Consider the following 21374-nt stretch of genomic DNA (forward strand, 5'->3'; position numbering starts at 1 on the left):
TTCTAGCTTCAGATTATTTATCCCTATTTTAATCATTTTTATTACTATTATAGTTTATTTGATCAAAATAAATATGCTACTCATTTACATGATAACGCCCTTTTGGAATAATTAATGGCGTATTAGAAACTGGATCTGGGATGACAACACAATTTAAATCAAAAACAGATTTGACTAGATCACTTGTTAGGACTTCAGTTGGTTTTCCTTCTGCAACAAGCTTTCCTTTTTTCACCGCAAAAATATGGTCTGCATAGCGAGCTGATAAATTAATATCGTGCAATACCATTACAATCGTTGTTCCGTATTTATGATTTAAATTTGTTAGTAGGTCCAGTATCTCTACCTGATACGTAATATCTAAAAAGGTAGTAGGTTCATCAAGAAATAAAATATCTGTTTGTTGTGCAAGTGCCATTGCAATCCATACACGCTGTCTTTGACCACCTGAAAGCTCATCAATATCATGATTCGCAAACTCAGTAATGTTCATAAATTCCATCGCTTCTTCAACAGCTTCATAATCCTTTTTTGACCATCCACCGAATAATGATTGATGTGGAAACCTCCCTCTGCCGACTAAATCCGCAACCGTAATCCCATCAGGAACGACAGGAGACTGCGGGAGGAGCCCCAAAATTCGAGCCAATTGCTTTGGAGGGTATTTATGGATTGCTTTGCCATTCAACGTGACATTCCCTTCCGTAGGCTTAATTAGTTTGGCCATCGTTTTTAACAATGTTGACTTCCCACAACCATTTGCACCAATAATGACACTAATTTTGTTTTTTGGAATTTCAAGGTCAATTCCGTGAATGATCGTTTTATGTTCATATCCAGAAACGAGACGTTCGACACGAAAATTATGTGTATTGCCCATTATAATTCTCCTTTTCGGTTCATTCGGATTAGTAAATAAATTAAATATGGTGCACCGAGTAAACCCGTAATCACCCCGACTGGAAACCTATATTCAAATGCAAATTGTCCAATTAAATCTGCAAATAATACTAGATTAGCACCGACTAAACCTGCTGGGAGAATATTTGAAGCACTTACACCAACTATTCGATTCGCAATTGGCCCAGCTAAAAAAGATATAAAGGCAATGGGTCCAGTTGTTGCTGTAGCAATGGCAATCAAAAATACAGAACTTACGATTAAAGTAATTCGTATTTTATCAGTTGCTACACCAAGTGATGTTGCCGTTTGATCGCCTAATTCTAGCATGCTTAAATGTTTGCTAAGTAAGAGCATGATAGGAGTAAATACAATAACCATCATCATTAATAGAAGTACTTCACTCATTTTCGCACCATTTAAACTACCACTTAACCATCTCAATGCACCTGCAATTTCTTGTTGGCCGCTTTTAAGTATCAAATACGAAATAGCCGCATCTAACATCGCTTGTATACCAATCCCCACTATTATTAAACGGCCAATAGAAAACAATCTGCCACGAGATAATATATACATGATGATAACTGTAATTAATCCCCCAACGACAGCTGCAATTGATATTATCGATTTACTTGAATGTAGTACGGTAATACAAAAGACTGCAGCAACACTAGAGCCAGAAGTAATACCTAAAATGTTTGGATTGGCTAATGGGTTGCGTAATATCGTTTGAAAAATATACCCTGCTACTCCAAAAGAAAATCCTGCAAATAAGCCAGAGAGCATTCGAGGAAGTCTAATTGTATTAACAGCAAAATTAGCTCCTGCTATTTCTTCACCTAATAAGGAACGAATGACCACATCCACAGGATAAATAGTGTTTCCTAATAATAACATGGCACAACAAAGTACGACTGCTAAAACTATTAATATAGAGGTAACGAGGAACATGCGTCTCCTTCTTTGACGCATCCCTTCCATAATAAGACTCATTTCACCAGATTGCTTTTTCATAATGACCGTACCTTCGTTTTCTTAGCTATTAAGATGAGGATGGGTGCACCAATAAACGCTGTTACAATCCCGACCTCAAGCTCTCCAGGACTTCCTATTAGTCTGCCAGCCACATCGGAAAATGTTAAAATAATTGCCCCTGCTAATGCGGACATAGGAATTAAAAAGCGTAAATCTGGTCCGACAACTAAACGCATAGCATGTGTTGCTAAAAGGCCAATAAAACCGATCGGACCTGCTAAAGCAGTCGTTACTCCACATAAAATAACGCCTGAACAAACCGCAATAATTCTGAGCAAACCTGGCCGTACGCCAAGACCAGTAGCAGTATCATCACCTAACGCTAACGCATTTAGTGCTGGGGCTAATATAAATGCTATGATCGCTCCAACTAGTAAAAAAGGAATAAAAAAGGAAATGGAATTCCATGATCCAGAGCCAACACTTCCTACTTGCCAAAATCTAAATTGATCCATCGCATATGCACTAGGAATCATAATAGCCGTTACAAGTGAAGAAAGAGCTGCACTTGTGGCAGCTCCAGATAGAACTAATTTGATTGGTGTTGCACCTCCACGGCCTAAAGAACCGATTCCGAATACGAAAATGGCCGTAACAGCTGCTCCAATTAAGGCTAACCAAATATAGTGGCCTGCAGTAGTAATATTGAAAAAAGTAATTCCACATACTACAAACAATGATGCACCTGTATTAACACCTAAAATACTTGGATCAGCTAATGGATTCCGTGTCACAGATTGCATAAGCACACCCGCGATTCCTAAGGCGACACCACAGCACAAGCTAAATATCGTACGTGAAACCCGCTTTTGCACTACAATGGCTCCATAGGAATCTTCATTATGATAATATAATCCATCTATTAATTCTGGAAAACTGACTACCCTAGCTCCTAATACAAGCGAAGCAATGATTGTGATGATTAATAAAATAAAACTCAATACAAGAATCAGTAAAAAATGCTTCTGTACTCGTATATCCAATTGTTCTTTTTTAGAAGGAGGGGGATTATTCTTCAATTTTATCAATCGCTCCACCGATTAGTTTCAAATATTCATCAATTGTATAAGCAATTGAAAGTGGGTTTGGAGTTCCAGCTGCTACTATTGGAGAATCGCTCGTTATAAACGCCACAGAGCCTCTTTCTATAGCTGGAATTTTCCCTAGTAGCGGGTCTGCTTTAATAGTTTCGTATAGTGCATCATCACCATAACCAACAATTAAATCTGCATCATATAAAGCTTCCACATTTTCAGCACTCAAACTTAAAGAATAGCTTTTTGGATCTTTAATTAATGCCTTAACACTTTCAGGATAAGTCATCCCTAGCTCTTCTAAAAACGCTCCTCGTGAATCAATCGGAGTATAAATGTGTAATTGGGATAAATCCTTTGCTGAGAAGTTAACCCACACTACTTTTTTACCTTGGATCTGTGGATAAGTACTTAGTTTTTCAGCAATTAAGTTCTCTGTATCTTTAATTAATTGTTTACCTTCATTTTCCATACCCATACCTTTAGCATTGAATTCAACTTGTTCACGCCATGTAGTTGCCCATGGTGCAGTTGGATAGGCCACTACTGGGGCAATTTGGGTTAATGTTTCATAATCTTCAGCAGTAATACCAGAATATGCCGCAAGAATTACATCTGGATTTGCATCTGCAATGGCTTCAAAATCTAAACCATCTGTATCTTGAAAAACATTCGGATCCGTTTCTCCAAGTTCATCTAGCTTTTCTTTTGTCCATGGTAATAAACCACTATCATCTTGAACCCCAAAGTTTGCAGCCGAAAATCCTACTGGTACTACACCAAGTGCTAAAGCAACATCATGGTTCGCCCATTGAATGGTTACAACCCGTTTTGGCTTACTTTTAATAACATCCTCACCTAATGCGTGTTTAATCGTAATGGGGTATTGTGAATCGGTATCGGTTTCCGTTTCGGTATCTGTCGTTTTCGGTTCTTCCTTATTTTGTGAAGACTCACTAGAACAGCCAGCTAATGCAAAAACTGCCATCATTACAAGCGTTAACATTAGTAAAAATGATTTTTTAATTTTCATATGTGATTGATAATGATTCTCATTATCAATCAATGTATATCATTTATCATAAGCTGTCAATTATTATTTATGATTACTAGATTAAGCCTGGTAATATACTTCTTTTAAAAGCTCGTTATTTTTATCTCTAAATTTTTCATTATGTGAAGAAACCATTGCATATTCATCGGCCTGTGGGTCAAGATACAATTTAGCGTTATTAATCGCAAGTACTGCATCTTGGAAAGTGCCAACGATTAAACCTACTTTGTCATCATAAGCAATAATATCACCAGCACCAAAAATCCCTGGAACAGATGTCTTACATTGGCCTTGACTAACTAAATAATAATCATTTTTTCGCAATGGGCTTATATCATCATCGAATTGTAATGACACTTCTCGGTGATAGCCATGACTAATTAAAACATCATCAACCGGCAACTGATATGTCGCTCCTTTTTGTGAAACGATAGCTTGCTCAATAACTGTTTTATTTTCAGCCGAAATGAAGGATTGAATTTCTGCATTAAGCATAATGCTTACGCCATGTTCTTTTAGCTTTTGAACTTGAGACTCATGAGCCGTTAATTGTTCGTTGCGATAAATAACAACTACTTCTTTTGCGACGGATAAAAGTTCTACCGCCCAGTCAATTGCTCCATTTCCACCGCCTGACACAAGAACTTTTTTATTGCAAAAGCGTTGCAGTTCTAAAATTGTATAATGTAAGTTCGTTCTTTCAAACTTTTCAGCATCTTCTATTTCAAGTTTAATTGGATTTAATATTCCTCCACCTACAGCAACGATAATTGTTTTAGAGTAATGTACTTCTCCCGAATCTGTTGATATGACAAAGATATCGCCCTGTTTCTTTATTTGTTCCACTTTAGTGTTTAAACATAAAGTCGGTAAAAAAGTATTAGCTTGATTGATTAAATTTTGAGCAAATTGTTGTGCTCGCATTGGCGGAAGCCCACCAACATCCCATAAAACCTTCTCAGGATAAGTATTGACCTTACCACCTAGGACAGATTGCACTTCAATAATTTTAGTTTTCAAATTTCGCAAGCCACTATAAAAAGCACTATATAAGCCAGCAGGCCCGCCGCCAATAATCGTCACATCAAATAAATCCATATTATCCCCCTTAGCTAACAACCTCGTTACATACATTTCATAATTCTTAATCACTCCTATTATAAATGATAATGATAATTAATATCAATTAGAATTTTATAAATATTAGAACTTGAAACATATTTTTCAAGAAATCATTTATAGATGGACTGGAGTTCCGGTGCAATTCAAGAACGAAAAAAAAGAAGCCTCTCATTAGTATGATAATTCATGAGAAACTTCTATTAATTTTCCTTAATAATAGCATCCTACTCTCAATAATCTATTCTTATTACTACTTTTATTTACACATCGAATCTGAACAATTTCTTTCATAATTTAAGTTTACCTACCACAAAGCTAGTGGCTCACTAACATACGGTTCTGGATAGGCAGAATCTATTTTAGCTAGATCCTCTTCTGTAAGCTGAATGTATGCAGCTTTTATATTATTAATAACATGATCAGTATTACTAGATTGTGGGATAGCAATGGTTTCCCCATTAAGAATACACCACGCTATTAAAAAGAAAAAGCCAATTCAATCCCACGACTGAAGTCACGGGAATTCCTGACTTGTTAATAAAAGTTTTCTCCATTACCGTTTTACTGCTTTTTTACAGAATAGCGAATCCATAAAGCTTTGTACTTTGTCACTTTAGGTCCGACATCTGTAATAATACCTGCAATTTCGTGTCCAGGTACAAGTGGATAGTTAACAGGACCCCATTCGCCATGAGCAGTATGGATATCAGAATGACAAATGCCTGCATATTTAATTTCAATCAGAACATCATATGAATCAAGATCACGTCTTTTAATTTCGGCAGCTCGAAACGATTTGTCCGGACCGTCTACTGCTCGTGCTTTAGCTGTTATCATGAATAAAACCTCCAATATTAATACTTTTCAAGAGATATTAGGGGAATTAGCTAATAATTTGCCCTTCATTTATTTCCTTCCCCTTCTACTCTCTTGCAATATCTATGTTAATCCTTATAGTTAACTCGAGGTCAAGTAATTAATGAATAGTTTTGTAGAATCTCTTTTTCATATATTTAGCCTTTTTCTTTAAGAAGGCTTTGACATACTCTAAATTTCGTGATAATATCCCACCATAAAGATTGAGTTAACTCGAGGTCTACATTATTAAGAAAGGAAGATGAATATTGAAAACATATTCTATTAGCGAAGTTGCAAAGGAATTGAATTTAACAGTATATACCTTGCGATACTACGATAAAGAGGGACTTATGCCTTTTTTAGAACGTACATCTAGTGGATCAAGAGTGTTTACAGATTCGGATATCGACGCTTTAAAAGTAATTGAATGTTTAAAGGCGACTGGGATGCCTATTAAAGAGATAAAAAACTTTATAGATTGGTGCTCTGAAGGGGATTCCACATTGCATCAAAGATTTGACATGTTTACGGAACGAAAAGCTGCTGTAGAGGCACAGTTGGAAGAATTAAGTAAAACAATGGAACTTATAAATTATAAATGTGAATATTACAAGATTGCACTAGAAGCTGGAACGGAAGATATTCATAAAAACGAAAAAATAGAAGTTTAAACTAACAAAAAAGCCATCTGTCTTTCAAAAATGTTGATTCGATAGACAGATGGCTTTATTTTTATTTTAAAGACTCTTTTATACGTTAATGTTGATTTTTTAAACAAATATTAGAACTCCAATGTTTGGCGTTCTTATTGTTCAATCCCAATAGTTAAAGACTACTTGCCCTACCGTTTCAGGTTTCCAATAGTTAATTTGTTCTAACTCAGCACCATTTAATTCTGTTTTCTTTATAAGATTTTTATTAAAAGGAACATTTAGTTCATCGTTGCCCATTATTTGATAGAAAGAAGAAAATTGTTCATTAAGAACAGGTCTGTCGATGAATTTAATATTTCCGAATTCAACTATCGAAGCGAATGCGATATAAGGATAATGTTCATTCAACAATATGTAAAATCGATTACCTAAAATATCAACATAAGCATAATAAAAATTTGATGGATATCGCGGAGTAACGAAATCAATTACTTTCCCGCGATTACGAGAGGCAAAGTCGAAGCATAATTGTTTAAATTGCTTCCCATCTACTTGTGGAGGGGTATTGGCTTTTGAACCATAAAAGCCAGTTATTCCATTAGGAAGTTTCATCCCATTTTCACCATCCGTTACACACTGAATTTATGAACGCAAACTATCATAAGTATCGGTCAATTCAAATACAAATGAAGTTAGTAGAAATCAAATTATCCTTAATCGAATTAACCATCTTCATGGCTTTCATACACTGGCATTCCTTTTCAACCTCATGTAAGGATTTAGCTAACAGCCTCTTCCTTTTTAACAAACGTTTTTTGAACCCAAACTCGCGATCTCCATCTTCTCAGCATAAAGATCCCTCGCAACCACTCATCAGCTATAAATCCAATCCATACACCGATCAGGCCAAACTCTAGGTAAATCCCGAAAAACCAAGAAAACGCCACACTGATCCCCCACATCGATGCAATACCGATATAAACTGGAAAGCGAACATCACCGGCAGCACGCAAGGCAAAAACTAAATTTAAGTTAAAGGCACGACCAGGTTCTAAAATTATCGTAAGCAGTAAAAGGATTGTACCCATTTCAATTATTGTCATATTATTAGTAAAAATGCCCAGTAGGAGATCGCTGGAGAAATATATAATAATACCTGCCATGAATGTAATTACGACTGATACTTGCAGACTTTTAATTGCCCTTTTATAGGCTTTATCAATTTCTCCCGCACCAATCATATGGCCGATTAATATCTGTGATCCTTGACTAATTGCAATCGAGAACAAATAGATGAACATCATAAGGTTTTGTACATAAACTTTGGTCGTAATAGCGACAACACCTAATTGTGTAACAAGTAATGTGATAACCATCTGACTCGCAGTGTGTGATAGCGATTCCCCTGCTGCTGGAATCCCAATACCAAGTAAATTTTTGACATGTTTTTTGTTGTATTTTATAAATGACTGCCATGGTAACGACTGTTTACTGCGCTTTACTAAAATGATAAACAAAGTTACAAAACCAAGAAAACGACTAATGACTGTCGAATAGGCGACACCCTCCACGCCAAGGATCGGGAAACCAAATGGACCAAAAATAACAAAATAGTTTCCAATGACATTGAGAATATTCATCCCAATGGTGACAAGCATTGTATCTTTTGTAAAACCATAACTACGAAGTATTGCTGAAATCGTCATGATTACCGCTTGTACAAAGATGAAACCACCAACGATTTCAATATAGTTGGATGCTTCATCCATAAGCACTGCAGGAAGACCCATTAATCTTAAAATGGATGTACTAGATAAATATAAAGCTAGACTTAGTACGATTGAAAAAATCAAATTCATACTAATCGATGTAACACCGATCGTTCCCGCAACTTGATCGCGATTTGCTCCAAGGTTTTGCGCAATTAGAATCGATGCACCTGTTGCTACAAAACCAAACAGCATAATGACAAAGGAAATAATTTGGTTAGATACACCTACAGCGGCAACGGACGAGTCAGAATACTGACTTAACATCAGTGTATCTGCATTTCCCATTAACATATGGAGCGCCAGTTCTATAAAAATTGGCCATGTAAGAGCAAATAAAGTTAAATTCTTTTTCGTTTTATCCATCCGGAAATCCTCCCTCTAGTACAATGCAAAAGAAGTAAAAAGTATAACGTATCATATAGTTTCTTGACATAATTTTTAAACCTAATCAAATGGAAAAAAAAGCAATATCTTATTATATTGATAACCACGGCTTTTGAAATGGTTCGTCTGGACTGTCAATAGCGCTCTCTTCAGTAGTTATCATAAATAAAGCCTTCGACGAAATATATATTTTCAAAATGATTCGCTTCCTTGCAAGCAATGTTAGCTCCTATAGCTAACTCTAGGTCAAGTAGGAGATATATTTTTTAAATAAAACTCCTTACGGTACATTTATCAATAATTGCCTTTTGTTAAATTCGATGTATTGAATAGTTCCTTTATTAAAATCTATATTTATTTTGTCAGGTGTCTTTGAGATTCTGTAAAACAAATAAGAGCAGCACAAACTGCTCCTGAAAAGATGATCCACGTTAACTTAGCATGCATATAGGTGGAATAAAAAATTGTCTTTAAATTCTATGTGAAAAAGATCTGCAGACAAAATCCGATTTAGCTTAAATACTTGCACTCTCCCATACTATTATACAGTTTGAGCACCATCGACAACCATTACGGATCCAGTCGTATATGCCGCAACATCAGAGCAAAGATATAAGACTGCGGCAGCAATTTCTTCCGGTTTTCCAATTCTACGAACCGGTATTTGTTCAAGAACTTTATCCCATTCCATCGAAGGATCATACATAGGCGTTTCAACATACCCCGGAGCAATAACATTGACACGAATATTTGAAGCAGCATAATCAAGTGCCGCTGACTTACTCAGCCCAATAATACCGTGTTTAGCAGCGACATAGGACGCTGCACCCGGGATGCCAATAATGCCAGCACCAGAAGAAGTGTTCACTATGGCGCCGCCGCCATTTTTCATCATTATAGGAATTTCATGCTTCATACATAGGAATACACCACGAAGGTGAGTATTAATGATTCTATCGAATTCATCAATCGAGATGTCAGCGAGGTTACCCCCTTTTTGTCCACCACCAGCGTTATTGAATGCTATATCAAGTCGACCAAACCTCTCGACTATCTTTTCAAAAAGTTTAGCTACTTGCTGCTCGTCAGATACATCACCTTGTATGGCAACAGCAGTGCCGCCGCCATCTGCAATAATCTCATTAGCCGCTGCCTGAATAATGTCTTCACGCCGGCCATTCAAGACAACTGAAGCACCATTTTCCGCAAACGCTTTAGCCGTTGCTAAACCAATACCAGTCCCGCCTCCTGTAACTAATACAACTTTGTCTTTAAATGATAATTCCATATTATATTCCTCATTTTTGCGGTAATTTGATCAACTTCCTAAATCTAGTTGCCTTTAAAAAATAAAGTATTGAGTGACTGTTCAATACTTTATATTTTTAAAATTAATTCCGGTCTCCTATCAATGGTTAAAAGAACGAAATTTGTATTTGTTAGTAATGCTTTTCATTCATGTTAATATCCTTTATTTAATTGGATTATCTAACACCATTTGAATACTTTCCTCTAAAATAGATATGCCCTTTTGTATTCCGCCTTCATCAATGGTTAACGGAGGTAATAACTTAATAACCTCATCATTTGGTCCTGACGTCTCAATAATTAACCCTTTTTCAAATGCTATTTTGGTGATATTTTTTGCAATACTAGGTATATTGCAGGCAATTCCCTGCATAAATCCTCTACCTCTTATTTCACCTTCTATGGACGGATATGTACGAGTTAATCGATATAATTGTTGCGTGATCATTTTAGATTTCTCCTGAATTTCTTGGCTAAACTGAGGATCCTTCCAATAATCTAAGGCAACCGCTGCTGCTTTAAACGCAAGATTATTCCCTCTAAACGTTCCATTATGCTCTCCTGGAAGCCACTTGTCATATTCAGGTTTTATTAATGTAAGGGCCATCGGCAGACCTATTCCTCCAATGGATTTAGATAGACAAACGATATCTGGATTAATACCTGCTGACTCAAAACTAAAAAAGGTACCGGCTCGACCACATCCCGCCTGTATATCGTCGACGATTAGAAGGATATCCTTCTCCCTGCAAATGGTTTCAATTTCCTTTAACCATGTAAAACTCGCTGCATTTAATCCACCCTCACCTTGAATCGTCTCTAAAATAATTGCAGCAGGTAAGTCTACTCCACTACCTATATCTGATAAAAACCTTAATATATAATCAATAGAATCTTGCCCTTTTACATAATCATCATAAGGCATTGTTGTGACATTATTTAAAGGAATTCCTGCACCTTTTCGTTTCATTGCATTCCCGGATAATGATAAAGAACCAATCGTCATACCATGGAACGCATTTGTGAAACTAATAATATTCTGTCTGCCAGTTACTTTACGTGCAATTTTCAAAGCACTTTCTACTGCATTTGTTCCAGTTGGTCCAGGAAACATCACTTTATAAGTTAAATCCCTAGGTTCGAGAATAATCTCATTAAATCTTTCTAGAAATTCCCCACGAGCAACTGTCCCCATATCTAAACTATGGATAATGCCATCTTTTTTAATGTAATCTATTATGGCATCTTGCATCATTTCATTGTTATGTCCGTAATTTAATGCTCCAGCCCCAGAGAAAAAATCAATATATTCTTTTCCTGTTGTATCCCAAAGGTAATATCCTTTAGCTTTTTCAAAGACTGTTGGAAAACTCCTACTATAACTTCTTACTTGAGATTCAAATTGCTCAAAAGTTTCTATCTTCGGTTGTATCGTTTTTATCATACATACCACCTCTAAAAAATTTTTAAGCTAACCTTTTGAATACTCAACTTGTGTTGATTTATTTATTATTAATTGATCATGAACGAATTTTCCCTCTCCTTTTCTTGTATTTACGCTACTGTAACACCTAGAGTTCACTCGAAGTCAACTATAAACTTTTTTATTTTTTTTCAATTTGTAATAAACAAATCATTCAACATATACATTTAAATTCATGAACAATATACAAATTTGGCATGTAAGAAATTACGATACTAAAAAGTCCAATTTATTTTATAAAAAATAAATTGGGCTTTTGAGATTACTTCATTGAAGTATCCGATTATGGAAAATTAGTCAACAACTTTTCTATTATGTGTTGCCTTCACACTGGATAACCTACTGTCGCTGAGCGGGCACGTGCACTGATCATCGAACTAAGATATGGATTGCTGTTGTACTTCTTACAGTAGGCATTGTCAATGAGGTCGTTGATTGGACTATTGATCGGCTCGAAATTTACTTCCTTCGTCATGCCCACGACAGTGATCCTTCCTGCCTTTTGTTTTACTGCAGCCCGGTACCAACGAGAGTTCTGTCCGTAGTAAGCGCGCACATAGAGTGCTTCATCAACCACGACGGACCAAATCCAGGTCGGAGTCCCATATCAATTGGAGTGAACTCTAAGTCAAGGGTATTTGTAATTTTTTATTTTATATTTTTCAACTAGATTTTTACTATGGCAATTATAGGGGGGATTGAATGAGTGAAGGAATGTTAATTCAGCAGACTACTATAAGGAACAATACTTATATTAACAATTACAAGTTTTAGAGGAATTTTGCTGTTAGAAATGTAGAGATGATTTAATAAAAATAGAGATCAATTGAGATGACATTATATCTTTGTAATAATGGGGTGGAGGTAGTATTCAAATTAAATGAATTATACATAAGAGGATGAAAATGTGGCATGTTTGTATAGTATTCCTTGGAATACTTACCCATATAGAGGCTCAAAAATTTAGAAGAAATAAAAGTTTTGTCTCTATTCTTTATTCGTATGTACATGAAGGATTAAGCTTTATCTGCGATGCTGCAAATAAACTAACAAAAGACTAATATAAAGCCCTCAACCAAAGAAATGGTGAGGGCGTTTTTTAGATTTTATTTATCTAAATTCTTAATAGCATAATCGGCTTCTTCTTGTGTAAAATGTTCACCATGTTCAGAAGTCAGTTGATCTCTTATCGCTTCAGGTGACATGCTCATAGTTTCTTGATAACTTTTTGCTTTGGCCAAGGCATTTTCATTGAAATCGGCTTCCACATTGTCAATTGCATACTGTGCTTCGTCTTCAGTAAAATTTTCGCCATGCTCAGAAATAAGTTGTTCATAGATTCCTTGTTTTGACATGTACATAGTTTCTGAATAGGATTCAGCTTTTTTCAAAGCATTGGCTTTCCAGTCATATTCAAGTTTGCTCATTGCATACTCTGCAGATTCTGCAGAAAACTTTTCACCATATTCTGAAGTTAATTGTTCAAAAATAGCACTCTTGGACATGTTCATTGTTTTTGCATATGATTCAGCTTTTTTCAAAGCAGATTTATATTCAGTAGGAACGTCTTCCTCTTCCTTCGGTTCTTCTTTTTTAGGTTCTTCTTTTTTAGGTTCATTCTTTTTAGGCTCCTCTTTTGCAGGTTCATCCTTTTTCTCTTTCGGGTTCTCCTTCACTGGTTCAGTGACAGCCGGCTTACTTTCCTTTTTACTTGCGTCTGCACCATCATCATTGCCATTGACGGCCGCCGCAATAATAATAATCGCAATCACCCATACCCACCATTTTTTATAAAATGGTTTTTTTGAATTTTTTGGTTTTTCCTGGTTTGTCATTTCTAAGATGTCTCCTTTATGTCATTCTGTTTACAATTATATCATAAAAATCTAGTAAAAAAGCACTATAACCCCAATCTTCGTTATCGTATTATTCTCTGAACCTACTCCGAGCAAGAAGCCATCATTATATAGAGAATACGAGAAAAATTACGTACAAAAAATTATGGCATAGAGAGTGAAAGCTTTTATTTATAAAAAAAAGAGTAGAAAACTCTACTCAAAAAACTACTTTTATTTTTAGATAGCGTGATATAGGTTTACCATCATGCTAGCGGCTCACCAATCTACAGTCTGAGACCATAAAAAAGTGAATTATTTATAGTCCCATATTATCTTAATTATCAAGTTATATTGTATAAGGAGTTGCTTCTATCTTTTCTGCTTTTTTAACGGCTTCTTCTAGTGACAAACCATAAAAATTCGAAGCGTGGAAAAACCTCCCACTCTTTTTATCATCTACGAATGCACCTACTGCAACTCCAGGAACAGCGCTTTCTACTGAATTAGGTGCTTGGGAGCCTCCTAAATCTGTTCTACACCAATTCGGATCCGTAATATTAATCATCACATTTGTTCCTTCAAGTCTTGATGCTAAATCTTTTGTGAATTTATCAAGTGCTGCCTTACTTGCTGCATAAGCTGATTGCTCCGGTTCATTTTTTATTCCACTTGTTGTGTTGATCACACGGCCAAAGCCTCGTTCAATCATTTTTGGAATTAATCGATTACAAATCGTCACAATAGAAATAAAATTAATTCGGAAGCTCATTTCAAAATCTTCAATAGGCGTTTTCCAATACTCTTTTCGGTAGGCTATTTGTACAGCCGCATTATTGAAAACAATATCGACAGCTAGCCCTTTCGCTTCAATTTCATCAAGCATTGCAACTACTTCATCATGATTAGCAAGCTCTGCTTGAACGGTATAAGCTTCAATACCAAGTGCCTTTACCTCTTCCAACACTTTTTTTGTATGTTCTATACTTCTGCTATGTAAAATGAGGTTACAACCTTGTTTTGCCATAAAAAGAGCTGTTTGATAACCGACACCTCTACTTGCACCAGTAATTAGTGCCCATTTCCCCTTAACATCTATCATACGAAACCTTCCTTTTTAAACGTATTTTCATTTCATAGAGTGACTGAACAATGATCATTATGTAGCTAAGTACTAGCTGCCTAAACTAATCATCTATATTTCTTAGACATAGTACCTCCAAGAATTTGTGTAATTATCCCTTCATATATTTTTCATTTTTAATCCGCTTTCCATTGTGAAGATTCCTACAAAGAAAGTATATGACGTCCATTATTTTATTTCAATTACTGAAATTTTCTTGCGATAATTACGTAAATAATAGATACTTCAAAATTTATAGTTACTATATAATAAATAATACCTTACTCTAACACATCTATATTTATTATTATGAGAGCTGGAAGAAAGCAAAAAAACTCTTCTTTTTATCATGGAAAAGTAGAGTTTTATTATTAAATGATATTTCTAAGGCCGGTTGAACAACCGTGTCGACTTGGTGATCCTATAACAGGTTACTAATCAAATCATGATCCACAATCGCCTCATTTTTTTCAATACGTTCCTTGATTTCGGCAATCCAATGCTGAGTTCGTTCTGTTCGTTCCTCAGCCGGCACTTTTTTACTAAAAACAGAATATAATTCAACATCCCTTAACTTCAAAAACAATGGAATCGTTGCGATACATTGTTGCGAAAGTTCATTTTCCTCGCTATATCCTTTCAGAAAAGCTTGCATGAACTCTCGTGCAAATTCATTGCGCTCCTCCCTAGTTCCATATAAATGCTTACTAATGAGAGAATAATAAAGCGGAATGGCAATATCAGAAGCAAAAAAGTGATAGCTTGCATCATCAAAATCGAAAATATGGATGGAATCCCCATCATAGAAAAAGTTTCCAGCATGGATATCTGTATGGATAAGTCCAAAAGAATCTTTCGTTTTTGCTAATTTCTTGATTTCTTCCATAACATGACGAGCTGCTTTCAAAGCTTCCTGATCAGATTCAGGATAGTAATATTCTAAACGCAATAAATCATTCTCATTCCATTGATAACGTGGTTGAATGTTCTCTCCTCGTTGATAGTTTTTTGTAAGATGATGCATTTCTCCAATCGCCTTTCCCCAAATATGGAAAAGCTTCTCATCAAAATCAACTAGCTTCACAGGATTTCCCGGTGCTTTTTCAAACAAAGAGGCATAGAAAACGGAATCCTCTGCCTGAAATTCCTCCACTGTATTCCCGTTCGAAGATAGAAACACCGCTGGAATACTGATTCCACAATTATGCAAGTATTGAATCCAATCCAATTCCGATTCTAATTCCTTTTGCGTACGATGCGAACTATGCGTAACTCTTAATATTTTCGCTTCTCCCTCATGGTAAACTTCAAAAGCATAATTCTCAAAATCGCCGAGCTTTTTAAATTCAGTATCTAAATGATAAGTACGCAAGACTTTGTTCATAATTTCAGAAGTGAATTGTTTTTCTACTGAATGTTCCAAGTTTGTTTCCCCCAATGTTCCTAGTGTTGACCAAATTTATTATATTTGACATTTAGCAGGGTTTAACCTTCTTAAAAAAACTTTTTACTGAAAGAAATTGATTAAGGACTATAAGCATGGACTGACTAAAGATGAAGGATTGAAGTAGATTTTTAACCTAACGGAAGGTTATTTCATATGAATATTTTTATTCTCCGAGCTCCATTAAGATCACTTTCTGTTCTCCGTCAAAGATATACTTTTTGAACATTTAGTGAAAAACATTTGACAGTTTTATGAACAATGTGAATAATTTATAGTAGGAGGATGATGAAAAATGAAAACGAATATGCTTAAGGCTGTTAAGTATTTTGGAGGAACAGTACTTATTGCTGGTATCATTATTTTCTGTCTTGGTTTTTTTGCAAATGGTTCCAGTATATTAACGCCAATTGGAATCGGTACCATTATGGGAGCCATTTTTGTCTTTTTGATGGGATTATTTTTAATTGTATCCGAAGAAATGTTGCTTAAAGCAAAGGGTCTAAGTCAGGATTAATAAAAGTTCATATATAAATTGAGCTTAGCCGAAAACAAATGGCTAAGCTTTTTATTTTATGCAATCGAGTAGGAGGGAGTGATTAACCCCCGACCTCTCACACCACCGTACATACCGTTCGGTATACGGCGGTTCAACTAAGATTGGTGACGCAAAGTTTCGTAACGAGATAATAGACTTTTGAGCCCTTGGGAATTCCAGTAGGAGTTTCCAAGGGTTCTGTGTAGTATCGGACTTTTGGAGATTCTCCAATAACTTCTACGTGAGTTTCCCCATTCATAAGCCTTTCCTTTCGGAACGCCAAGTCTAATGAGGTTCCTCACCTTCGTGCTTGGTTTCTTCCAATTCTTCCACATACACATCCGAAGTCTTCTTCTAATCCATGAATCAAACTCCCTGAATACACTTGGCGTATCTGCCAGGGCGAAGTATCCGCACCATCCCATTAGATATTGGTTTAGTTTCTCTATTCGATATTCCATGGGATAAGGTTTCTTTCTTGAGGTAATTTCTCGGATTTTATTCTTCATCCGTTTCACGCTTTCTTTGGCAATCCGAACTTTGGGTTCTTTATGAAAGGTAAAACTGAATCCAAGAAATTTCCTCTTCCAAGGACGGTCTACAGCTGACTTTTTCAAATTAACTTTCAGCTTAAGCTTTCCTTCTATAAACAAGGTGATGGAATCCATCACCCGGTTTCCTGCTTTCATTGTTTTCACATAGATATTAGCATCATCGGCGTATCGTACAAATTTGTGACCTCTTTCCTCTAACTTCTTGTCAAATTCGTCAAGGACAATGTTAGAGAGTAAAGGACTGAGAGGTCCTCCTTGTGGAGTTCCTTCCTCACTGGTTGTCACAATGCCATTTATCATGATTCCCGATTCTAGATATTTACGGATTAACTTAAGCAGGCGTTTATCTTCGATTCGTTTCGCTAGTGTCCCCATTAATTTGTCATGGTTTACTCTGTCGAAGAACTTCTCCAAGTCGATATCAACCACCCAACGATAACCTTCCTGTATATAACCTTTTGCTTTCCTAACCGCATCATGGGCGCTTCGACCTGGTCGAAATCCATAACTATGGTCTGAGAACATCGGGTCATATATAGTCGTTAAAACTTGGGCAATTGCTTGTTGAATGAGACGGTCTGTTACGGTAGGGATACCTAATAATCGCACCCCACCGTCAGGTTTCGGGATTTCGACCCTGCGGACGGGTTGCGGTGTATAGGTACCCTCAAGAAGTTCCATTTTCATGGATTCCCAGTGTTTCTTGATATGCTCTCGTAGGTTTTGTACGGACATCCCATCCACACCATGACTTCCTTTATTTCGTTCCACCCTTTTCAGGGCGGAAAGGAGGTTTTCCCGTGACAGTATTCGTTCCATTAACATTGGTTACGCCTCTTTCCGTGAACAACGATTCCACTTATGCCAGTTCTGCTCCACCATCTTGAAGTCCCCCATGGGATTCACCATATCCTCCTTCAAGCATGCCTTATCGGTTATCTGTGTTCATCGCAGGTTACTGAATGCCAAGATGTTGCTCTCTCTTAATTGTTCAGCCCTTCCCATTCTTCTCGAGTTCGAATGGTACTATGGCCTCTGCTGACTTCTGATTGTTCAGCTATCCATCACTGGATAGGTTACCAAGTGAACTTGGCGTTCCAATCAGACCTCCCCAGGTAAGAACGTAGTCTTTCCCTCCACCTATCTGCTTCATTTACTACATACAACCTTCGGCAGAAAGGGCTTTGTTCTGTACTGCAAACTCACCCAATCGTAAATAGCCTAATATGAAGTTCGTGTTCCTCAGACCGGAGGTTTGCCGCTCGCTTCCTTCAGATTCCACGTCACCGTGGACACCCTTGCGTTAAGCTAACTGCTACTTCTGCCTTCGCAGTTCGGGACTTGCACCCTATAGACTACGCCCATGCTGGGCGCACAGTAAAAAGAGTGCCTCGTGAGACACTCTTCGATTGATTACATATCCCAAAGAAATAAGAATAGTGTACAGAAGATCGTTACTAATGCGATAAAAATCATGAACGCTACATTTCCGTAAATTGACCATTTGTCCTTTGTTTCACCTGCATGCATGAAGACGATTAGTTGAAGCAGAGCCTGGACAAATGCTGTAATAACAAGAATTGTTAAACCAGCTGCAAAGCTAAGGTTTAGGAAATACACCGCGAGTGCGACAGCTGTTAAAACTAATGAAAAGACGAAGCCCATGACTTGTTTGGCTGGGAATAGTTCTCTCATCTTACATCATTCCTTTCAAATAGATGAAGCTGAAAATGAAAATCCAGACTACATCTAGGAAATGCCAATACAAGGAAAAGATAAATGATTTACCTGCGTTTTCTGCAGTTAAGCCTCTTTTTCTAATTTGGAGGATAATCATCGTTCCCCAAATTAATCCAAATGTCACATGAATTCCGTGTGTTCCTAAAGTTGTTAATAAAATAGCTGTAAATGCACTTGTTTGAATACCCGCTCCGATGTGGACATAGTGAACAAACTCATAGATTTCAACACCTAAGAAAGATAACCCTAGGAGCAGTGTCACGGCAAAGAAGCCTATCATTGCCTTTTGTCTGCCTATACGCATCGCATGAACTGCAAGACCAATTGTAAAACTACTTGTTAAAAGTAAAAATGTTTCAATTAGCACAGGGGTGATTTCAAAAATCTCGGCACCTGATGGACCGCCTCCAACGCGGTTTTCTAATGTGAAATAGGATGTAAACAAGGTTGCGAAAAGCATAATTTCCGCACCAAGGAAAATCCAGAAACCAAAAATATTTAATTGGTTTTGGTGCGTGCTATATTCTAGAGGTTGCGAGTGATCTAGTTTCATAACTTTGCACCTCCCAATTTTTCTTCTGTTTCTTTTACCTTTTCAGCTGGAATATAATGTCCAGGATCTTTTTCAAATGAACGATATGCCATACATACAAAGATTGCAATTGTTGAAATAATCAACAATGGCCAAATCGCAAATACGAATGAGAAGCCCCATACAAAGAATATGCTGCACATAATAAATGGAAGTCCACTATTGTTTGGCATGTGAATTTTTTCAATTTTACCTAGGAACAGTTTGTGCTTATTCTTTTTGTCATCCCAGAATGGTTCGGTTGAATTCACACTTGGTGTCAGCGCAAAGTTGTACTCAGGAACCGGTGTATGTGTTGCCCATTCTAGTGTACGTGCATCCCATGGGTCACTTCCGATATCTCTTGAAGCATAACGGATACTGTAGTATACGTTATATACGATTAAAATAAAGCCAATCGCCATAATTCCGGCACCGACGAATGAAATCATGTTCAATGGACCGAAACCAGTGCTTTCTGAGTATGTGTACATACGACGAGCTTGACCATCTAATCCAGTGATATACATTGGGAAGAATGCTAAGACAAATCCGACTGCAAGTGACCAGAATGTCCATTTTCCGATTCGTTCATTTAACATAAAGCCAAACATTTTTGGCCAGTAGTAAGTGAGACCAGCAAGCATCGCAAATACTACTCCAGGAATAATAGTATTATGGAAGTGTGCTACTAGGAACATCGTATTGTGATACTGATAATCTGCTGCTGACATTGCAAGCATTACCCCAGTTACCCCGCCAATTGTGAACAATGGAATAAATCCGATTGAATAAAGCATTGGAACGGTCATACGGATTTTACCTTTCCATAAAGTAAACAGCCAGTTAAAGATTTTCACACCCGTTGGTACAGCAATAGCCATTGTAGTGATTGAGAAAAAACTGTTTGATGCAGCCCCTTGCCCCATTGTAAAGAAATGGTGCGCCCATACTAGACATGAAAGAACCGAGATAATAACGATTGATGCAACCATTGATTTATAGCCATACAAGTTTCTTCCTGAGAAGGTTGAAATAATCTCACTGTAAAGACCAAACGCAGGCAGGATTAAAATATAAACCTCTGGATGTCCCCAAACCCAGAATAGATTTGCCCAAAGCATATCCATACCGCCATTTGTACTTGCAAAAAAGTGGGTTCCAAAAAGTCGATCCATTGTTCCCATTGCTAATGCAACGGTTAAGACGGGAAATACTGTAACAACGATTAAGTTTGCAACTAAAGTAGTCCAAGTGAACATCGGCATTTTCATTAGAGTCATACCAGGTGCTCTCATTTTTATAATCGTTGTAATCATATTGATACCTGTCATTAACGTACCAAGACCCGAAATTTGCAAGGCTATCATGTAATAGTTCGTTCCAACTGATGTACTGAAATCATTGCCTGCAAGCGGGAAGTACGAAGTCCATCCTGAATCAGGTGATCCACCAATAACGAAAGAGATATTAAATAACATTGCTCCCATAAAGAATAGCCAGAAGCTAATCGCATTTAGACGTGGAAATGCAACGTCACGTGCTCCAATTTGTAATGGAACAACATAGTTCATAAATGCGAAGATGAACGGCATCGCCATGAACATGATCATAACAACACCATGTGTTGTAAAAATTTCATTATAGTGCTGTGCGTCTAATAATTTTGCTTCTGGTGCAGCTAGCTGTGCACGCATCATTATAGCGTCGACACCACCGCGGAATAACATAAGTAAAGCAGAAATTAAATACATGATACCAATTCGTTTGTGGTCAACAGTTGTTAACCATTCACGCCAAAGATAACCCCATTTCTTAAAATAGGTTAACCCGGCGATAATTCCGATTAGGGTAAGTCCAATTGCCACCATCGATGCATAAATGGCTGGACTTGCATGTGGTATGGCAAAACGATCAAAGAATTCCATCCGTTTGTTACTCCTTTCAAATGAGGATGATGTTC

Annotated in this window: 18 protein-coding genes and 2 pseudogenes; 2 read left to right on the forward strand and 18 right to left on the reverse strand. The window is 36.9% G+C overall.

Annotation, left to right across the window (positions count from 1 at the left end):
- Positions 1-76: 76 nt before the first annotated feature.
- From KHA96_RS20800 to KHA96_RS20825, 6 genes and pseudogenes are all read right to left on the reverse strand, one after another.
- On the reverse strand, positions 77-880 hold the full coding sequence (locus KHA96_RS20800; protein WP_213131266.1) for an ABC transporter ATP-binding protein: 804 nt from the start codon (positions 878-880) through the stop codon (positions 77-79).
- On the reverse strand, positions 880-1917 hold the full coding sequence (locus KHA96_RS20805; RefSeq protein WP_213131267.1) for a FecCD family ABC transporter permease: 1038 nt from the start codon (positions 1915-1917) through the stop codon (positions 880-882). Before KHA96_RS20805 ends, KHA96_RS20800 begins: the two co-directional genes overlap by 1 nt.
- Positions 1914-2957 carry a FecCD family ABC transporter permease gene (locus tag KHA96_RS20810; protein WP_213131299.1) on the reverse strand — a complete coding sequence of 348 codons (1044 nt, stop codon included), beginning with the start codon at positions 2955-2957 and terminating at the stop codon, positions 1914-1916. Before KHA96_RS20810 ends, KHA96_RS20805 begins: the two co-directional genes overlap by 4 nt.
- Positions 2947-4005: an iron-siderophore ABC transporter substrate-binding protein gene (locus tag KHA96_RS20815; RefSeq protein WP_213131268.1), complete on the reverse strand. Its 1059-nt coding sequence runs from the start codon at positions 4003-4005 to the stop codon at positions 2947-2949. The genes KHA96_RS20810 and KHA96_RS20815 overlap by 11 nt, the downstream gene beginning before the upstream one ends.
- Positions 4006-4086: 81 nt before the next feature.
- A complete protein-coding gene (locus KHA96_RS20820) occupies positions 4087-5124 on the reverse strand; it encodes an NAD(P)/FAD-dependent oxidoreductase (protein ID WP_213131269.1) in 1038 nt (345 codons plus the stop codon).
- A gap of 621 nt (positions 5125-5745) precedes the next feature.
- Positions 5746-5985, reverse strand: a pseudogene (locus KHA96_RS20825) (alcohol dehydrogenase catalytic domain-containing protein); the annotation flags it as partial.
- 287 nt (positions 5986-6272) lie between these two features.
- Here KHA96_RS20825 and KHA96_RS20830 point away from each other — a divergent pair.
- Complete coding sequence (locus KHA96_RS20830) at positions 6273-6677, forward strand: MerR family transcriptional regulator (protein ID WP_213131270.1); 405 nt, start codon at positions 6273-6275, stop codon at positions 6675-6677.
- A 141-nt stretch (positions 6678-6818) separates the two neighbouring features.
- Here KHA96_RS20830 and KHA96_RS20835 read toward each other — a convergent pair whose 3' ends face one another.
- The 8 genes and pseudogenes from KHA96_RS20835 to KHA96_RS20870 all read right to left on the reverse strand — a co-directional run bounded on the left by KHA96_RS20835 (position 6819) and on the right by KHA96_RS20870 (position 15987).
- Positions 6819-7271 (reverse strand): hypothetical protein, encoded by a 453-nt coding sequence (locus KHA96_RS20835; RefSeq protein WP_213131271.1) that lies wholly within the window; start codon positions 7269-7271, stop codon positions 6819-6821.
- Between the two features lie 167 nt (positions 7272-7438).
- Entirely contained in the window at positions 7439-8794 is a 1356-nt protein-coding gene (locus KHA96_RS20840; RefSeq protein WP_213131272.1) for an MATE family efflux transporter, read from the reverse strand.
- A gap of 562 nt (positions 8795-9356) precedes the next feature.
- Complete coding sequence (locus KHA96_RS20845) at positions 9357-10103, reverse strand: SDR family NAD(P)-dependent oxidoreductase (protein ID WP_213131273.1); 747 nt, start codon at positions 10101-10103, stop codon at positions 9357-9359.
- Between the two features lie 183 nt (positions 10104-10286).
- Complete coding sequence (gene ectB, locus KHA96_RS20850; RefSeq protein WP_213131274.1) at positions 10287-11567, reverse strand: diaminobutyrate--2-oxoglutarate transaminase; 1281 nt, start codon at positions 11565-11567, stop codon at positions 10287-10289.
- Between the two features lie 364 nt (positions 11568-11931).
- Positions 11932-12198, reverse strand: a pseudogene (locus KHA96_RS20855) (DUF2255 family protein); the annotation flags it as partial.
- A gap of 514 nt (positions 12199-12712) precedes the next feature.
- Positions 12713-13441, reverse strand: coding sequence for an Ltp family lipoprotein (locus tag KHA96_RS20860; protein ID WP_213131275.1), 729 nt, complete (start codon positions 13439-13441; stop codon positions 12713-12715).
- Positions 13442-13790: 349 nt separating this feature from the next.
- Entirely contained in the window at positions 13791-14543 is a 753-nt protein-coding gene (locus KHA96_RS20865) for an SDR family NAD(P)-dependent oxidoreductase (RefSeq protein WP_213131276.1), read from the reverse strand.
- 442 nt (positions 14544-14985) lie between these two features.
- Positions 14986-15987 carry a phosphotransferase enzyme family protein gene (locus KHA96_RS20870; RefSeq protein WP_213131277.1) on the reverse strand — a complete coding sequence of 334 codons (1002 nt, stop codon included), beginning with the start codon at positions 15985-15987 and terminating at the stop codon, positions 14986-14988.
- A gap of 316 nt (positions 15988-16303) precedes the next feature.
- On the opposite strand from KHA96_RS20870, the gene KHA96_RS20875 reads away from it, so the two are divergent.
- A complete protein-coding gene (locus KHA96_RS20875; RefSeq protein WP_213131278.1) occupies positions 16304-16525 on the forward strand; it encodes a hypothetical protein in 222 nt (73 codons plus the stop codon).
- A 137-nt stretch (positions 16526-16662) separates the two neighbouring features.
- On the opposite strand, the gene ltrA is transcribed toward KHA96_RS20875, so the two are convergent.
- From ltrA to qoxB, 4 genes are all read right to left on the reverse strand, one after another.
- The gene (gene ltrA / locus KHA96_RS20880) at positions 16663-17925 is read right to left on the reverse strand and encodes a group II intron reverse transcriptase/maturase (protein ID WP_213127439.1); all 1263 of its coding nucleotides are present in this window, start codon (positions 17923-17925) and stop codon (positions 16663-16665) included.
- Positions 17926-18513: 588 nt separating this feature from the next.
- The gene (qoxD, locus tag KHA96_RS20885; protein ID WP_213131279.1) at positions 18514-18795 is read right to left on the reverse strand and encodes a cytochrome aa3 quinol oxidase subunit IV; all 282 of its coding nucleotides are present in this window, start codon (positions 18793-18795) and stop codon (positions 18514-18516) included.
- 1 nt (position 18796) lies between these two features.
- Positions 18797-19393 carry a cytochrome aa3 quinol oxidase subunit III gene (qoxC, locus tag KHA96_RS20890; RefSeq protein ID WP_213131280.1) on the reverse strand — a complete coding sequence of 199 codons (597 nt, stop codon included), beginning with the start codon at positions 19391-19393 and terminating at the stop codon, positions 18797-18799.
- Entirely contained in the window at positions 19390-21339 is a 1950-nt protein-coding gene (qoxB, locus tag KHA96_RS20895; RefSeq protein ID WP_213131281.1) for a cytochrome aa3 quinol oxidase subunit I, read from the reverse strand. Before qoxB ends, qoxC begins: the two co-directional genes overlap by 4 nt.
- Between the last annotated feature and the right edge of the window lie 35 nt (positions 21340-21374).

It is taken from the genome of Bacillus sp. FJAT-49711 (assembly GCF_018343715.1).
Lineage (GTDB): Bacteria > Bacillota > Bacilli > Bacillales > Bacillaceae_C > Lederbergia.

What these genes read in the sequence shown, in the direction of transcription:
- qoxB (WP_213131281.1), bottom strand. Translation starts at nt 21,339, where the DNA reads ATGGAATTCTTTGATCGTTTTGCCATACCACATGCAAGTCCAGCCATT.
- KHA96_RS20835 (WP_213131271.1), bottom strand. Translation starts at nt 7,271, where the DNA reads ATGAAACTTCCTAATGGAATAACTGGCTTTTATGGTTCAAAAGCCAAT.
- ltrA (WP_213127439.1), bottom strand. Translation starts at nt 17,925, where the DNA reads ATGTTAATGGAACGAATACTGTCACGGGAAAACCTCCTTTCCGCCCTG.
- KHA96_RS20860 (WP_213131275.1), bottom strand. Translation starts at nt 13,441, where the DNA reads ATGACAAACCAGGAAAAACCAAAAAATTCAAAAAAACCATTTTATAAA.
- KHA96_RS20840 (WP_213131272.1), bottom strand. Translation starts at nt 8,794, where the DNA reads ATGGATAAAACGAAAAAGAATTTAACTTTATTTGCTCTTACATGGCCA.
- KHA96_RS20865 (WP_213131276.1), bottom strand. Translation starts at nt 14,543, where the DNA reads ATGATAGATGTTAAGGGGAAATGGGCACTAATTACTGGTGCAAGTAGA.
- KHA96_RS20815 (WP_213131268.1), bottom strand. Translation starts at nt 4,005, where the DNA reads ATGAAAATTAAAAAATCATTTTTACTAATGTTAACGCTTGTAATGATG.
- KHA96_RS20800 (WP_213131266.1), bottom strand. Translation starts at nt 880, where the DNA reads ATGGGCAATACACATAATTTTCGTGTCGAACGTCTCGTTTCTGGATAT.
- qoxC (WP_213131280.1), bottom strand. Translation starts at nt 19,393, where the DNA reads ATGAAACTAGATCACTCGCAACCTCTAGAATATAGCACGCACCAAAAC.
- ectB (WP_213131274.1), bottom strand. Translation starts at nt 11,567, where the DNA reads ATGATAAAAACGATACAACCGAAGATAGAAACTTTTGAGCAATTTGAA.
- KHA96_RS20820 (WP_213131269.1), bottom strand. Translation starts at nt 5,124, where the DNA reads ATGGATTTATTTGATGTGACGATTATTGGCGGCGGGCCTGCTGGCTTA.
- KHA96_RS20875 (WP_213131278.1), top strand. Translation starts at nt 16,304, where the DNA reads ATGAAAACGAATATGCTTAAGGCTGTTAAGTATTTTGGAGGAACAGTA.
- qoxD (WP_213131279.1), bottom strand. Translation starts at nt 18,795, where the DNA reads ATGAGAGAACTATTCCCAGCCAAACAAGTCATGGGCTTCGTCTTTTCA.
- KHA96_RS20805 (WP_213131267.1), bottom strand. Translation starts at nt 1,917, where the DNA reads ATGAAAAAGCAATCTGGTGAAATGAGTCTTATTATGGAAGGGATGCGT.
- KHA96_RS20845 (WP_213131273.1), bottom strand. Translation starts at nt 10,103, where the DNA reads ATGGAATTATCATTTAAAGACAAAGTTGTATTAGTTACAGGAGGCGGG.